15 protein-coding genes are annotated in these 16,185 nt (G+C 40.7%); 4 read left to right on the top strand and 11 right to left on the bottom strand.

Annotated elements, in window-relative coordinates; genetic code table 11:
* Positions 1–356: 356 nt before the first annotated feature.
* On the bottom strand, positions 357–980 hold the full coding sequence (locus BUQ89_RS13310; protein ID WP_083399495.1) for a DUF3465 domain-containing protein: 624 nt from the start codon (positions 978–980) through the stop codon (positions 357–359).
* 940 nt (positions 981–1,920) lie between these two features.
* Here BUQ89_RS13310 and BUQ89_RS11775 point away from each other — a divergent pair.
* Both BUQ89_RS11775 and paeA read left to right on the top strand, forming a co-directional pair.
* Positions 1,921–3,063 (top strand): DUF1207 domain-containing protein, encoded by a 1,143-nt coding sequence (locus BUQ89_RS11775; RefSeq protein WP_036572585.1) that lies wholly within the window; start codon positions 1,921–1,923, stop codon positions 3,061–3,063.
* A gap of 397 nt (positions 3,064–3,460) precedes the next feature.
* Positions 3,461–4,783: a polyamine export protein PaeA gene (gene paeA / locus BUQ89_RS11780; protein ID WP_028460843.1), complete on the top strand. Its 1,323-nt coding sequence runs from the start codon at positions 3,461–3,463 to the stop codon at positions 4,781–4,783.
* Between the two features lie 155 nt (positions 4,784–4,938).
* Here the strand turns inward: paeA and BUQ89_RS11785 are convergent, their stop codons facing one another.
* On the bottom strand, positions 4,939–5,379 hold the full coding sequence (locus BUQ89_RS11785; protein ID WP_074202614.1) for a YchJ family protein: 441 nt from the start codon (positions 5,377–5,379) through the stop codon (positions 4,939–4,941).
* 370 nt (positions 5,380–5,749) lie between these two features.
* Here BUQ89_RS11785 and BUQ89_RS11790 point away from each other — a divergent pair, with 370 nt between their 5' ends.
* Positions 5,750–6,067 (top strand): cupin domain-containing protein, encoded by a 318-nt coding sequence (locus BUQ89_RS11790; protein WP_028460841.1) that lies wholly within the window; start codon positions 5,750–5,752, stop codon positions 6,065–6,067.
* A 152-nt stretch (positions 6,068–6,219) separates the two neighbouring features.
* Here BUQ89_RS11790 and rpmE read toward each other — a convergent pair whose 3' ends face one another.
* From rpmE to BUQ89_RS11830, 8 genes are all read right to left on the bottom strand, one after another.
* The gene (gene rpmE, locus BUQ89_RS11795; RefSeq protein ID WP_028460840.1) at positions 6,220–6,432 is read right to left on the bottom strand and encodes a 50S ribosomal protein L31; all 213 of its coding nucleotides are present in this window, start codon (positions 6,430–6,432) and stop codon (positions 6,220–6,222) included.
* A 100-nt stretch (positions 6,433–6,532) separates the two neighbouring features.
* The gene (gene rho / locus BUQ89_RS11800; RefSeq protein ID WP_028460839.1) at positions 6,533–7,792 is read right to left on the bottom strand and encodes a transcription termination factor Rho; all 1,260 of its coding nucleotides are present in this window, start codon (positions 7,790–7,792) and stop codon (positions 6,533–6,535) included.
* 148 nt (positions 7,793–7,940) lie between these two features.
* Positions 7,941–8,267 carry a thioredoxin TrxA gene (gene trxA / locus BUQ89_RS11805; protein ID WP_028460838.1) on the bottom strand — a complete coding sequence of 109 codons (327 nt, stop codon included), beginning with the start codon at positions 8,265–8,267 and terminating at the stop codon, positions 7,941–7,943.
* Positions 8,268–8,533: 266 nt separating this feature from the next.
* Entirely contained in the window at positions 8,534–9,610 is a 1,077-nt protein-coding gene (locus BUQ89_RS11810) for an ABC transporter ATP-binding protein (RefSeq protein ID WP_028460837.1), read from the bottom strand.
* Positions 9,611–9,614: 4 nt separating this feature from the next.
* The gene (locus BUQ89_RS11815; RefSeq protein WP_028460836.1) at positions 9,615–11,213 is read right to left on the bottom strand and encodes an ABC transporter permease; all 1,599 of its coding nucleotides are present in this window, start codon (positions 11,211–11,213) and stop codon (positions 9,615–9,617) included.
* A gap of 102 nt (positions 11,214–11,315) precedes the next feature.
* Positions 11,316–12,329, bottom strand: a complete 1,014-nt coding sequence (locus BUQ89_RS11820) for a Fe(3+) ABC transporter substrate-binding protein (protein ID WP_051537501.1) — start codon at positions 12,327–12,329, stop codon at positions 11,316–11,318.
* A 353-nt stretch (positions 12,330–12,682) separates the two neighbouring features.
* Positions 12,683–13,483, bottom strand: coding sequence for a DUF3750 domain-containing protein (locus BUQ89_RS11825; protein WP_074202615.1), 801 nt, complete (start codon positions 13,481–13,483; stop codon positions 12,683–12,685).
* 181 nt (positions 13,484–13,664) lie between these two features.
* Positions 13,665–14,561, bottom strand: coding sequence for a transglycosylase SLT domain-containing protein (locus tag BUQ89_RS11830; protein WP_028460834.1), 897 nt, complete (start codon positions 14,559–14,561; stop codon positions 13,665–13,667).
* Between the two features lie 725 nt (positions 14,562–15,286).
* On the opposite strand from BUQ89_RS11830, the gene BUQ89_RS14670 reads away from it, so the two are divergent.
* Complete coding sequence (locus BUQ89_RS14670; protein WP_177183569.1) at positions 15,287–15,568, top strand: IS3 family transposase; 282 nt, start codon at positions 15,287–15,289, stop codon at positions 15,566–15,568.
* Here BUQ89_RS14670 and pyrE read toward each other — a convergent pair.
* Positions 15,518–16,165: an orotate phosphoribosyltransferase gene (gene pyrE, locus BUQ89_RS11840; protein WP_143071207.1), complete on the bottom strand. Its 648-nt coding sequence runs from the start codon at positions 16,163–16,165 to the stop codon at positions 15,518–15,520. The two genes, BUQ89_RS14670 and pyrE, sit on opposite strands and share 51 nt — an antisense overlap.
* Positions 16,166–16,185 lie beyond the last annotated feature (20 nt).

Genomic DNA, 16,185 nt, shown 5'->3' on the forward strand with positions numbered 1-16,185 from the left:
TTATGGTTGCTTTAATTTGCAAGTTTTTCTTCCTGATTGTTTTGATGTAGGCTATTCATTCCATTAGTTTTTCGTTATTGGGAAATTCCTAATGGAAAATCTGGGTTCATATCAGCGAGCACTATTTTCACCGGCTTGAGATCAAAAGCCTTATCAGCCCAGCACATTGAGCACAAACGTATCAATCTTCTTCATTGAAAAGCTGTAGTCTCACCTAACCTGTTTTTTATTGATACAAGTATTACAAATCTAATAACGATAGCGCACCTTTATCGGTTGTAATTTTGTTTTTCTCGGTGAAATAAAAAGTTAGAAAATGGGCGCGAGCTATTTGAAAAAATTTTTCTAATATCGAATCATTGATAGATAATATTATTATGAAAAATCCAACCATTCACATGCATTTCTTCAGGATCATGATGCGTCCAATGGATAACGCCGCCTTTATCATTCCATTCATATTCACCATAAAATTCAATTTGGTCATCTAAAGATAACGTATCAATTCTTGGAGCCAAATCTATATTATGAGCAATCAACAGTGTTTGTTTTGATTTTAATTCAACGATAAATCTCTGATGTCGGCTGCCAACAAGATCATCCGATAAAATAGAAACGACAACACCATTACCATAAACTTGTACATCACCTTGAATATTTGCAAATAATTGAGCTAATAGTTCATCCCCATCAGCTTCTAATTCAATATGATCCGAAATGACGCCCGATCTCAACAATCCATTAAAAATATTTCCATAAACATAGACTTCTTCGCCTTTAGTGCCGATATAGTTATCAGTATCTGGATAATAACGGACTAGATACTGGTCCAAGGTAGTCGTTGTCACGCCAGCAGGACTAAAATATTCAGGATAGGATTTTTCAGCAAAATCAAATAGCTTATTACTATTGATCAGAAAATTCTCTGCAGAAGATATTATTGGAGTGAATAGCAATAATAGTAACGTAATAAATTTCATAATGATGCATTAACTCTCAAAATAAGACCGCTGCATAACTGGTTATCTCGGGTTGGGCAAGATTTTTAAGTGTTTGATTTATCAATGCTGCAAGTAATCAGAACAGCTTAAAAACACAGTTATGCAGCGGTCTTAAAATAGGTCATTCACCAGCAAGAATAGGTATATTTCCTGGGACCTTTGCAAAATCCCCTGCCAGAAGTCCTATCCTATTGATTATAAATAATTGATTTTTTAAGCCATTAGAGTTTTGCAAAGGTTTCTTTCCTTCAAAAAACCTATACATAACTGCTGTAAGCAGGTTACAACAGGGTATTGCCCTATTGTATTTCTGATATTCTTGCAGAACCTCGTTTTTGTAAAACAAAAATAGAATTATCGGCATGATTTTTAAAAACTGATCTTTTTTAACCAACCCGTAGACTCAGGTAAGTTCACGAACTCAGGCAATATTTTATTTTACAGTTCTATATATTTATAACAACGACCGTCAGCCAAATAAAGTCAATAAATCAGCTTACAACGCGCGACACTACGTTAGAGTACACTGAATTTCTTAATACAGATTTATCTCCGAAGGAATAAACACCGAGATAAACCGCCATCAGAACAATGTGTGCTTTTCTAATGAAAATTCGGGTCCCGGTTTGGGTCTGCATTGAAATTTATACGTTGGCCAAAAACTTAATCACAACCAACCTTTAGCAGACTGATATCGAAAACGGCTGCCTTTTCCCTTAGCAACTGGAAATTGCATGCAGTACAATAAACATGGTACTGATAACTGACAATATTGATTTGCAATAGGTATTAAAACAATTATCTCTGCGTGTACCAATACTGAATGCTCCATTCACTACTATAACTGTTACAGAAAAAACTGATGATGGCTGCTTTGTTACAAGCGATACACTGACTAAAAACATTAGACAAGGGAAGCATGTTTAAAAAGAATACGGTACGGTTTATTATCTTCTTCACAGTGGTTATCTTATGGATGCCTTCCGTTTCCAATGCGGTGATACCCAATGATGTTTATATCGCCGGTTATGCAGCTGGAGCTCTCAGCCGTGATTTCACACTGGATCTTTCTTCCATAGTTGTAAATAATGGGGTCATCACTATACCAGATGGTGTTTTAACAACTAAAAACCAGGCTCAGGTGCTACAAATACTGTCAGCAATCCCTGGTGTAATTGCAGTAGAGTTATTGGACCCTGCCAACCCACCAATTGGCAAGCCTCCATTAGCAACAGAAGATTTAAAAGTGCCCGTCAGCCTCGCGACGACAGACTCAGTACTTTTTCCGACAGGCCTGCTACCTACAGGCCATCTATTCAAACCATTGTTAGCTGATCCGAGATGGGCACATTTTTCAGCTGCTTATCGTAATTATGTTGGAAATAATCTGGATGGAAATAATAATGGATCGGTAAGTTTTGGTGAAACGATCCCATTCTATCGTGCCACCTTAGATCAATCCACCGTACAATGGGAAACTGGCCTTCAAGCTGCTGTTTTCAGTGATTTTAATCTTGACGCAGAATCATCTGACCTGATCAACAGCGACTTTATTGCATCGATTTATTCCAGCATGCGAACGGGTAAATTTTCTGCCTTTGCACGTATTTATCATCAGAGTTCGCATCTTGGAGATGAATTCTTACTGCGCACTCAGACTGACCTGCAGCGTATCAATCTAAGCTATGAAGGGATGGATCTCAGACTTTCGTATGACTTGCCATACGGAATACGTATTTATGGCGGCGGGGGCGGCATCTTCCACAAAGAGCCCTCAACAATTAAACCCTGGTCAATTCAATACGGTGTTGAATTCAATAGCCCATGGCGCATCCATTTTGCAAAAATGAAACCCATACTAGCCGTTGATTTCAAGAATCATGAACAAAACAGTTGGAACACAGATATCTCTGCCAGAGCCGGCGTTCAATTTGAAAACTTTCAGATATTTGGCAGAAAACTGCAATTTTTGCTGGAATATTTTAACGGCAACTCCCCCACCGGCCAATTTTATATTGATAAAGTTGAATATCTCGGTATTGGCGCACATTATCATTACTAAATATAACAGTATCGCACCTGACGCCATTCGCCAGATACGATAATCCACTTGCCACACTAATTTAATCACTGCTTACGCAGTATTCAGACTACGGTTCTAAAAATAGCCAATCTTTTACATCAAAGCGCGAACAATTAAATTAGGCGACAGGACTCGAAGGTATTTTGAAACAGCCAATTAGCATATAGCGACAAAGGATAAGCGGATATAATCAATGTCTCATATGCTGGCATCATACATTATTGTTTACCATTGTCGTATCACGAGAGGAGAAGTCCTTAACCGATCAAGCAATGCTGATTTTCTTGTGTAAGCAAATGACCAAGAAATGATATTTCAAATTGCAGGTGCTCGCTATACTGCTCAAGCGAGATTGTTAGGACCAATAAGGTGTTAAATGAACTTTTTTGATAACGTAATAATTATTTCGGGTTTGATCGGTACCAGTTGCTTCTTTTCCATGTCAGAAATTGCACTGGCAGCCTCTCGAAAAATTCGTTTGCGCCAAATGTCGGATGAAGGCGATGCTAGAGCAGAGAAAGTATTGCATTTACAAGCACATCCGGGCAATTTTTTTACTGTTGTACAAATTGGACTCAATGCCGTAGCGATTATGGGTGGCATTGTGGGCGAATCAGCATTCACTCCCTATTTTCACATATTACTCGTACCATGGCTAAATGACCCCTGGCTAACACAGTTAAGCTTTGTTCTTTCCTTCACGCTGGTAACCAGCTTGTTTATTTTAGTTGCTGATCTTATGCCTAAGCGTATTGCCATGGCGATTCCTGAACGTGTGGCGGTAACTCTTGTTGGCCCCATGATGGGGTGCATTGTTGTGCTCAGACCGCTAGTTTGGTTATTTAATAGCGCAGCAACAGGAATATTTCATTTATTTCGAATACAAACAACGCGTAACGATGAAATCACCTCAGATGATATCTATGCCGTAATGGATGCAGGTGCTGAAGCGGGCGTACTGGATAAGGGTGAGCAGCAAATAATGGAGAATGCATTTGAAATGCAAACCGTTTCCGTCACTTCTGCCATGACAGCGAGGGAGAGCTTAGTTTACTTTCTACTACAAGACAGTGAAGCCGATATCAAACGTAAAATTGCTGAGGAACCACATACAAAATTCTTGGTTTGTGATGGTCAACTTGACATGATTAGAGGATTTGTTGATGCCAAAGAACTGCTGATCAGGGTCATTAATGGTGAAAAAATCACACTCAAAGATAACTCGCTGGTACATAATTGTCTAATCATTCCTGATACCTTAAGTTTATCTGAATCAATGGAGTATTTTAAGAATAGCCGTGCCGATTTTGCAGTAGTGATGAATGAATATGCCTTAGTGGTTGGTATTGCGACTACCAATGATCTGCAACGCGCAGTAATGGGCGCCTGGTCATTGCATGAAAGTGAAGAACAGATCATTGCCCGTGATAGCAACTCTTGGCTGGTCGATGGCGTGACGCCCATTACGGATGTTATGCGTGCCTTCGGTATTGAAGAATTTCCCCACAGCCAGAACTATGAAACAATTGCTGGTTTTATGATGTATATGTTGCGTAAAATTCCCAAGCGCACCGACTTTGTTAACTATGCCGGGTTTAAATTTGAAGTAGTCGATATCGACGCCTATAAGGTAGATCAATTGTTGGTGACTCGCATTGACAATCCAGATAAATTATCATCCGATACGGGTTGTAAATAGACAAGCACTACAACCACCGTTAAAGAAGCATTACTCATAACACCTTCTAAAACGCTGTCGCGCCAGGACAATCAGATTTAGATCAGGAAGGTTCCTTTCAAAAGTGACAGCAACTCAGCAGCTAGTAATCGAATTCATAACTATATCCGTCGATCTCAGGCGATATCTCCATCGACATAAAACCACTGCCCCACTTTACGCACGAAACGACTGGTTTCATGCAAACGACAAGCACGACCATTCACCTTGTAGCGCGCCACAAATTCCACGATTGCATAATCCAGCGTCAATTGTTCATGACGCTTCACTTCTAATCCCAGCCATGTGTTACATGATCCATTTTTCAGTTCAAAGAGAGCTGGACGTGTGCTATGGTACCAAGTCGCAAGTAGATAATCTTCACGGCCCAATGAATAGGCCGTGTAACGCGAGCGCATCAATACTTCTGCCGTGAGAGCAATCTCTCCGGCATCTAAATAGCGTCCACAACAATCAATATATTTTTTGTTATTATCCCCGCAAGAAGACCCTCGATCGATCCTCGGCCGTTTTATCGTTACTTCTCTACTGCCGCACGGACAACCCATTATTTTCATAGCTAATAAAAATCTCTCTCATCCCATCAAAGAAAAAACCAATCTCTTCGTAACGGAAGAGCAACAAGCATCAGAACCAAATAAGAAAAAACTGCATTTTTGTGCAAAATAATCTCATGATCAAATAAAATGATTACGCTCACGACTATCCAACAACGCTTTGGTAATATAGAAAAACCGATTCTTCCTATGAGAATAGAACATGGACTAACCAAAAAATCATTATTATTCCGGTTTAATACAAACCACGATCACACATCCGATATACTCACACCATCTCTCATATCAATCTTCTAATGGCCAGTATGATGATCCAAAATAATACATCATAACCAAGCTCCACTCTCTCAATTTATAAGGCTAAACAATAATGAAACCAAAGAACATATATGCAGCGACACCTTATCATCCTGAGCAGGAATTATTTGAGCAACTTGTGAAAAATAAAGACGTAAAAATAGAAAGGATTATTTCAAAAGGCCACAGATCTCCAGCATTCGGCTGGTATGATCAGGAAAAAAGCGAATGGATTTTAGTTTTGAAAGGTAGGGCAATACTTTCTTTTGAAAACGAAGCACCGATGCATCTCAATGAGGGAGATTTTGTTAGTATTCCCCCTCATAAAAAACATAAAGTCGACTGGACAGATCCAGATCATGAGACCATCTGGTTAGCTGTACATTACTGATGCGGATGGTTGCCATTTAAAAGTACGTCGCAATAGCTCATATAAACGACATACTTATTTCGACGGAATAACATCAGCATAACAGGGATCAGACACCATGGATGTCCTCACTGAGAAGTTCGTCAATAATATAAAACAAATTAAGCGATTGTTTATTTTGGCATCTGATTGCCATATTTCTGGCGGAACTTCTCAACTCTACCGGCAGTATCGACAATTTTCTGTTTACCTGTATAGAACGGATGGCAGATAGAGCATACTTCAATATTCAATGGCTTCTTCATAGTCGAACGTGTATTAAAAACACTGCCGCAACTACATGTTACGGTTATTTCTTGATAATCTGGATGAATGTCTGTTTTCATGTTTTGTATCCTTAAGTTACTTCTATCCCGCAAGTGCAGGTTACAGAAGCCCGATATTATCCTTTAATGTGTGTACGGGTGCAACCACAACAATTTACAGTCATACCCGACGCATTGAATCAAAAAAATCAGCGTTATTTTTTGTCGCTTTAATTTTATCCAGCAGGAATGCCATCGCATCCATGTCATCCATAGGATACAATAATTTTCTCAGCACCCAGATCTTTTGCAGATCATCTGGTTTAATCAACAGTTCTTCCCTACGTGTACCGGATCGATTAACATTAATGGCAGGGTAGATCCGCTTTTCAGCCATACGCCTGTCAAGATGAATTTCCATATTCCCGGTACCTTTAAATTCCTCATAGATTACATCATCCATACGCGAACCAGTATCAATCAATGCAGTAGCAATAATGGTCAGGGAACCACCTTCCTCGATGTTACGCGCAGCACCAAAGAAACGCTTAGGACGTTGCAATGCATGTGCATCAACACCACCTGTCAATACTTTTCCAGAAGCAGGCACCACCGTATTATATGCGCGCGCTAAGCGTGTGATTGAATCAAGCAATATCACGACATCCTTTTTATGCTCAATCAATCGTTTAGCCTTCTCAATTACCATGTCTGCTACCTGCACATGCCGCATGGCTGATTCATCAAAGGTCGATGAAATCACTTCACCTTTGACTGAACGAATCATTTCAGTCACTTCCTCGGGACGTTCATCTATTAATAACACCATCAAAATAACATCAGGATGATTAGCCGCAATCGAATGGGCAATATGTTGAAGCATCACAGTTTTACCTGATTTTGGACTGGCGACTAGCAAACCACGCTGCCCTTTTCCAATCGGAGCTATCAAATCAATGATACGGCTCGTAATATTCTCTTCCGCTTTAATGTCACGTTCAAGCATCAATCGCTCAGTTGGAAATAGCGGCGTCAGATTCTCAAACAGGATTTTATGTTTCGAATGCTCTGGAGACTCACTATTTACTTTATCAACCTTTACCAATGCAAAGTAACGCTCGCCATCCTTGGGCGGACGAATTTCACCATCCACCGAATCGCCCGTATGTAAATTAAAGCGCCGAATCTGACTAGGAGAAATGTAGATATCATCAGGTCCCGCAAGATATGACGTATCGGGCGAACGTAAAAAACCGAAACCATCCTGTAGAACTTCCAGGGTTCCTTCACCAAAAATACTTTCACCTTTACGTGCCTGATTCTTAAGCAGTGCAAAGATTAAATCCTGTTTTCGCAGACGATTAGCGCCGTCAATTTCATTAGTGACAGCAATTTTTATTAATTCAGTAACATGAAGATGCTTAAGATCAGATAAACGCATGAAGAAGCTCGTAGATAATAAAAACTTTACATGAAAGGTAACAACATTGGGAGGAAAGTTGCTGCTGACGGGATGATTAAAACAGACGTTACGGCTTTTATCAGGTTATTTAGCCGACATATTCGCTTGTCTGCAAGGCTAATTTGACTTATATGTGACTGTCAATAAATGCAGTTAATTGAGATTTTGACAGAGCGCCAACCTTAGTTGCTACAATACTCCCGCCTTTGAACAACATCAATGTCGGAATACCACGAATGCCATATTTCGGTGGTGTATCCTGATTCTCATCGATATTAAGCTTCGCTACCTTGAGACGATCAGCGTATTCACCCGCTATTTCATCCAATATCGGCGCTATCATTTTACATGGACCACACCACTCTGCCCAGTAGTCTACCAGTACGGGAGCAGCTGACTGCAATACCTCCGTATCAAAAGTAGCATCGGTAACGTAATGAATATGCTGACTCATATAAACCTCATTTTAATAATCTAGTAAAGATAGCGACATGCCACAACATTATCCCGAATCTAATTCAGCTGGAATGAGTAAGAATAATGTTGTAGCAACTGAGTATAAAACCTATTAGCTCAGTATGCTATAGAAAAAACAGATAAAAGGGAAGCATCATTTCTTCTGTGGACAACAGAGAAGAAAAAATAATGATAAATTCCGTGATTCAATTTAAATTTTTAGTTAAAGCTGATGTTCCAATTATATGAAATTAAACAAGTGGATTACGATTCAAATCGATTAAATACAACCACATGATCTGCTTCCAGCTTAATTCCGATTTTCTCACCGATAGCATGATTATGATGACTGGGTACCAGTGATAATACAATATCACCGTCAGCCAGGCGCAATGTATATAAAATATCCGCACCACGAAAAGCCTTATGTACCACCGATGCCTGCAAAGGACTCGTATCATCGTGAACAATATCATCTGGGCGGAGCAATACGTCCACAATACCGCCTTTTTTGTATACATCGCAATCTGATACAGGTTGATGTGAAATCTCACCTTTCAAAACACCCAACTCAATCTCGACCTGTTGTAAATCAATTATTTTTCCAGGAACAAATATTCCCTGGCCAATAAAATTCGCAACAAAACGGTTAGCCGGTCGATGATAAAGATTATATGCAGTATCCCATTGCTGGATCTCACCTTCATACATGACACCTATTTCATCAGCAATAGCAAACGCTTCATCCTGATCGTGCGTTACTAAAATAGCCGTCATACCTTGATTTTTTAAAATATCACGAACTTCCAAGCTTAAACGCTCACGTAAGCTCACATCCAGATTGGAAAAAGGTTCATCTAATAACAGAAGATCAGGTCTAGGAGCCAAAGCACGCGCAAGCGCCACACGTTGCTGCTGGCCGCCAGATAATTCATGTGGATATTTGCTAGGCACATCCACTAAGCCTACTATTTTTAGCAACTCAGCTATACGCTGTTCACGTTCTGCCTTAAGCATACGATGCAGACCAAAACCGATATTCTCAACAACCGTAAGATGAGGAAACAAAGCATAATCCTGAAAAACCATACCCATATGTCTTTGTTCTGGAGATAAAAACGAAGCTGCGCTACTTACTCTCATCTCATTCAGTAGAATCTCTCCTGCCGATATTGCCTCAAATCCGGCGATACAGCGCAACACCGTCGTTTTACCACATCCGCTTGGACCTAACAAACAACCAATATCGCCCTCTTTCAATGTCAATGATAAGTCATTAATTACAACTTGTTTGCCGTAGGTATGGCGGATATGTTCAAGCTTAAGTAAGATTCTACTCATACTATTATTTCTCAGTTTGTCGCATAAACAGTATGATTGGCACCAACCCTGCCAGCACAATTGTGATAGAAGGTAATGCGGCTTGCTCCCACTCTCCCTCCGAAGTCATTTCAAAAATTCGAACGGCAAGCGTATCCCAGCCAAAAGGACGCGTCATCAAGGTAATCGGCATTTCTTTCATGACATCTACAAACACCAGTGTGGCTGCCGTAAAAATACCTGTTTTCAATATTGGCAAATGTATTTTTCGTATCATCGGCCATCCATGCAGACCCAATCCCATCGCGGCTTCATCGATACTGCGCGTAATGCGTTGCATTGCACCGTCTATGGGATAATGGCCAACTGCCAGAAAACGTATCATATAGGCAATCAACATGATAACAAGTGTACCTTGAATCAATAATCCAGCTTCAATATGAAATAGCTCCATAATCAATTCATTTAACTGATTGTCTAGCCAGACAATAGGTACAAAAACACCTATTGCCAATACCGCGCCAGGTAATGCATAACCAATCGTAGCTATACGTACCGCAAAATATATCGCACTACCGGGATAACGACGCGTAGCATAAACCATGAGTATCGCAGCTAAACAAGTAATTAAAACAGCAAGCCCAGACAACAGTAATGAATGCCAAAGAAATTCTAAGTAGCGGTGGTCAAAACTCTGTACAAATGATTGTACGGCCCAAATACTCAGTTGTATCACCGGTAACAAAAATGCAAAAAACAAGACCACCAAGATAATGCTCATTACCAACCAAACACGCCAGCCAGTAAGCTGAATCCGATCTGCACGTTGACTTCTCTTAGCTTCAGCATAACGCATGCGTAAGCGAAATTGCTGTTCCAGAAAAATTAATATGAAGACAATAATAATTAGCAAGGAAGCAAGCTGAGATGCAGCAGACAGGGAAAACATACTAAACCAGGCCTTATAAATGGCCGTAGTAAATGTATCGTAATTAAATACTGCAACAGTACCAAAGTCAGCCAAGGTCTCCATTAAGACAAGCATCATGCCACCCGCTATCCAAGGACGCGCCATTGGCAATGCAACCTTAAAAAATCCTTGTATACGGCTAAAACCTAATGATTGGGCTGCTTCCAATGAGCGCTTACCCTGAGTAAGAAAAGCATTACGAGCCAACAGATAAACATAGGGATAAAATGCCAGCGTCATAATAATAATAACGCCTAACCTACTGCGTACATCTGGAAACCAATGCAGATCTGCCTCGAACCAGGCACGTAATGTTGTTTGTATTGGGCCGGTATAATCAAATAGCCCCAAAGCGACAAATGCGGTCACATAGGCAGGCATCGCAAGTGGCAACAGCAAAGCCCATGAGAGAAACTCCCGCCCCGGAAATTCGTATACTGCTGTAAACCAAGCAAGACTAACTCCCAACAACCCGGTGCCCATAATAACACCTAATCCTAGCCAGAAAGTATTAGCTAGTAAAATCGGCAACGTTGTCTCTACCAGGTGTTGCCAGATATCACTGGCAGGAGTAAAAAACGATGAAACAATAACACTAATAGGGACTAGCACCAAAGCAGCAATAAAAAAAGGAACGAGCCGCCAGCTCATCATCACACGATACAAAGGGGATAAAGAATATAAATAGCCAGTTTTTGTCTTTTTACTTTCTATTCCTGCTCGCAGAGTTTCATCCTTCACTTTCAGTCTGCATATTTAGCGATAGCCCACACGATCCATCAGTTTGACGGCCGCAGCCTGCAATTCTCCCGCTGTTGCGACATTCATGGAATTTTGCTTAAAACCTCCCCACGTAGCAACGGTTGGATCAGGTGCTACTGCAGGATTAGCCGGGTACTCCATATTAATATCAGCAAAGAGATTTTGCGCTTTATTAGATGATAAAAATTCCAATAATTTGATTGCAGCGCGTTCGTTTCTACTATGCTGCGTAATACCTGCACCGGAAATATTAACGTGCACTCCGCTATTCATCTGATTTGGCCAGAAAATCGCCAAAGGCAAATCAGGCTCTTTTTTCATCAGACGACCATAATAATAGGTATTCACCAAGGTTACATCACAGCGCCCTGCCGCAACAAATTCCATAGCTCTTGTATCATCAGATAAAGGGTCCGTAGCAAGATTCCTAACCCAGCCTCTGACGATTTTCTCAGTTTCAGCTTCGCCATGTTCAGCAATCATCATAGCTACCAGTGATTGATTATATACCTTCTTGGAAGTGCGCAAACAAAGCCGATTTTTCCATTCTGGATTGGCTAAATTTTCATATGTAGAAAGATCAGCAGGCTTCACCTTTTGTGTATTATAAACAATTGTACGAGCACGTACTGACAAGCCAAACCATTGATTCCGAGGATCGCGCAGATGCGCGGGTATATTCGCTTCCAATATCTTTGAATTTACCGGTTTTAGTAACCCAGTACGCGCAGCCTCCCATAAATTACCTGCATCTGCCGTAATCAACATATCAGCGGGTGTATTTTTTCCTTCTGCCTTAAGCCTGGCAAGCAAGGCCCCTTCCTTATCTGTTGTAAATTTAACCTCGATACCGGTATCCTCAGTAAAGGCGTCAAACATGGGTTTAATAAGTTGCTCAATTCTCGCGGAATAAACAACTACCTGCTCAGCATGAACTGTGCCCGCAACCAATAGAAAGATTAAGCAACAGGTTGTTACAAAACAATAACCCGAACGAGGTATTAGCATTACAAATTTCCAGGAAATAAATAAAATAATCAAGGCAGCCAAAGTCGCTAATAACTATATTACGAATAGGAATAATTATCAATCAAATATCTTCAGTTATCTTCCCACCACCAAGTTACGACTTCGCTTTAAAATTGAAAGCACGTAGATCCAAAACCATTAGCGATGATAAGGAAAAATTCTGCCCCGGTTACTGCCGATAACCATTACATTACATAACATGCAATACTTCAAAAACAAATATCTTTCCCACAACGATATACTTTGATAACAACAATCCAGCACGCAATAACTATTGGACTATTTAATCTGGGCAGATAAATACGACAATCCAATCGTCTAACTCTGTTTTATCAGTGAAATTGTGAATGTGAATCACCGATTACCCTTTCTTCTAGATCATGCGTATTTTGTGCGACTAAATCAACACGTCCCAGCATCGGCAATTTGATTGCAAACGGACTGGGATCCACCCCGAACGTCAAACCAAGTAAGTTAATCTCCAAACCTTCGATATCACTCGTCAACATGCCCAGCAATCCATACAGCGAAAACTGGAAACCGCTGCCACTAGGCGGCAACCCTATAAGCTTACTCCCCAAATAATCTTTCCCAATCGCAGTAGGAGGCAGATCAACTTCAAGCTCAGGAAGTAAACGCGAAACCCAGGCAGTAAAAGTATTTGAATTCGGACCGGGCCACATGGTGTACTCACGCGCATAAGGATAATCACGAACAGCTGCATCAATCCTTGCAATCAAGGCATCAACGCCATCACCCCGCTTCTCCGCCAGAATTTCTGGCACATTGCCATACCAACGTCCGTCTGGTATACGATCTTCGGTAACAACAACTGATTGATTCTGGCGCTGACGCCACCCAATTACTTCATAAACAGTATAGGTTGTCGCCTGCGTCGGTTTTACCGCAATCCATGTATGAATACCAAAATAGCCACGCCAGCTAAAAGCCCTTGCACCGTATACCTGTATCAGTGCTTCAGGGGTTACTGCTGGATCTGGCGCCAGCCCAACCGATGCACGACTAGCGGATCGCCAGTCTTGCGTATACACATCTTTTGAAATTACAATTAGTAATGTAACCATGATTAACATGAAAAAGAAAAATAATCTCAAGCGATTTGTTCGTCTCATATTTTTCTCTCAGTAGATAAATATTTCCAGTTAATTTCTAAATTATTCCGGTTTAAATATTCCGAACTGCGAAACAATGATAGAAATGACCTGTTAGCCGCTTTATACGAACAGCACTCAAAAACCACGGAGCAGATATAAAATCAAGAACAGTGTAAATCCAATACCTATACATACGAAATTAATCGCTGTCATTTGCCGACAATGTAACAAATGAGTACCTATTTACAATATTCAGTTGATAAGGATGTGTCGTCTTTTTATATCGCGATTTAATTTTATGCACGTAATCCTGAGTCTCTGGATAAGGAGGGATGCCACGGTACTTTTCAACAGCCCCCTCCCCCGCATTGTAGGCGGCAGCAACCAACGCAACATTGCCTTTAAAAAAAGCCAGCAGCCAGCGCAAGTAAGCCATACCTCCTCTGATATTATCTTCTGCATCAAAAGTATTTTTTACCTGAAAGCGCTCAGCGGTTGCAGGAATCAGCTGCATTAAACCTTGCGCATTTTTAGGTGACTGCGCCTGAACATCGAATCCTGACTCAATAGAAATGACAGCCATCACCAAACGAGGATCTATTTCGTAATATGGCGCCAATTTATGTACCAGTTTATAAATTGGACCATTTGAATACACTCTTTCACCTTTTTTCTCTGTCTCAATCGAAGCAGTTTCCAGGCAAGGCGGCAAGATCGATTCAGAAGACAACGAAATATAATGCATCATTTGCTGAGCATGCGTGTGCCCTTGCGCTGCCGCCATTGTAAACAATTGTGCCGCTACATTATTATTTCTGGAAACGCCGCGGCCATTCGCATAAACCCATCCAAGCGCATATAGCGCATCAGCATAACCCAGCTGCGCTGCCTCGCAATACAATTCAATCGCTTTTAGCTTATCCTGAGGCACTCCCTCGCCGTGTTCATATTTAACTGCCAATGAAAATAATGTTTCAGAATACTCAGATATACTGGATGATTCTGATATCATTCTGCTCGATCTAGTGGTTTCCCCAACAACATCGTTCCACCAGATAAAACCACATAAAAACATTAGAAATTTGAAATAATCCATATGAATATGTATTACTTTTAATTAATCTTCCCAGCATAACGGGGTATACCGTTAATAGCATGAGCCATCTCTATTATTATCCGAACCAATCGTCTCTTATTAGCAGGCACTTCCATGAGTTAATCATGAAAATGATTTCCAGCCTGCCAAGGGCCATTTTCCATACTTCTGCATACTAGCCCTACAGCAATTAACGAAGCTAGTAGCAGCGACACTCGAGATGCGAACCGGCTCACCAATCTCTCACGCCCAGTCATCATTCAATACGATATCTGAGCTCAATCAGGACTCAGTAAAAAATATTCGGCTTAGCTTTTCCTTGCAAAGTATAAGTGTATTGCATAAACCAGCAAACACAAAATCTTTTTGTATATGAATCAGTTAACTATAAATATCAAACTAAAATAAAGTATTATCATGTAATACTTCATTACTGGAAGTAATTGAGGTCTTCCTTTATTTTCTACAGAGAATAAAGACTAGTCATATTATCGTAATTAGAAGAGCAACGAACTTACTATGTCAAGAGTGAGAAAATGACCAGAAAGCGGGTCATACAGGCATCATTTCAGACAGCAACAGATAGACACCCATTTGCAAGACTGATCCTGCACCCGAGTCGTGGAAGTCAGTACTGCACAATGAAATAATACCAGAAACCATTAAAATAACTCAAAATGGCCCTTTCCATGAATCGCAAGAATGATTGCTGGAATAGCACCCCCATGGAAAATTTCCGGGAGATATTCAAAAACGAACGGGTGAATCATCGGAAATCCATAACACGACAACAGGTCACCCAGGAAATCATCGAGTATATAGCAGCCTACTCCTACTATAACCGGCAGCGAAAACAGAAAGGAGCAGATTATTTGCCGCCAGCAGAACTTACACAGCAATACTACTGGCAATCTAACCTGATGAACACCATATTTTACAGCAAATACCATGATATTTTATATAGAATCAATCCCATATTGCGCACGATAATGCTCTACCGCATATAAATTATGTGCCAACTCATGATTTGTCTGAAGGTAAGCGACCAGATCATCAAGATCAATGATACTGACAACGGGTATTTGATAATTTCTTTTAACTTCTTGTACTGCAGACAGCCGACCACTCCCACGCTCCATTCGATCAAGCGCGATTACAACACCACAAGCGGCTGCCCCCGATCTTTGAATCAGATCGACCGATTCGCGTACTGAAGTACCTGCCGAAATAACATCATCCACTATCAATACCCGTCCAGTCAGCGGCGCACCCACAAGCACCCCTTGCTCACCATGATCTTTCATTTCTTTACGGTTAAAACAAAACGGATAGTTGTGCTCATCGCCAGCTAAAGCAATCGCGATCGCACTGACCAAAGGAATTCCTTTATAAGCCGGTCCGAACAGCGTATCAAACGGAAGCTGCGCGGCAAGAATAGCTTTCGCGTAGAATTGGCCTAACGCACGCAATGAATTCCCGTCGTTAAACAGGCCCGCATTAAAAAAATAGGGTGAAATACGCCCTGCTTTGGTTTTAAACTCACCGAAACAGAGAACACCTCGTTTAATCGCAAACTCGATAAATGCTTGCCGAAAATCAGACATAACTTTAATCAATAAAAAAA

The organism is Nitrosomonas cryotolerans ATCC 49181, from assembly GCF_900143275.1.
GTDB classification, from domain to species: Bacteria; Pseudomonadota; Gammaproteobacteria; order Burkholderiales; family Nitrosomonadaceae; genus Nitrosomonas; species Nitrosomonas cryotolerans.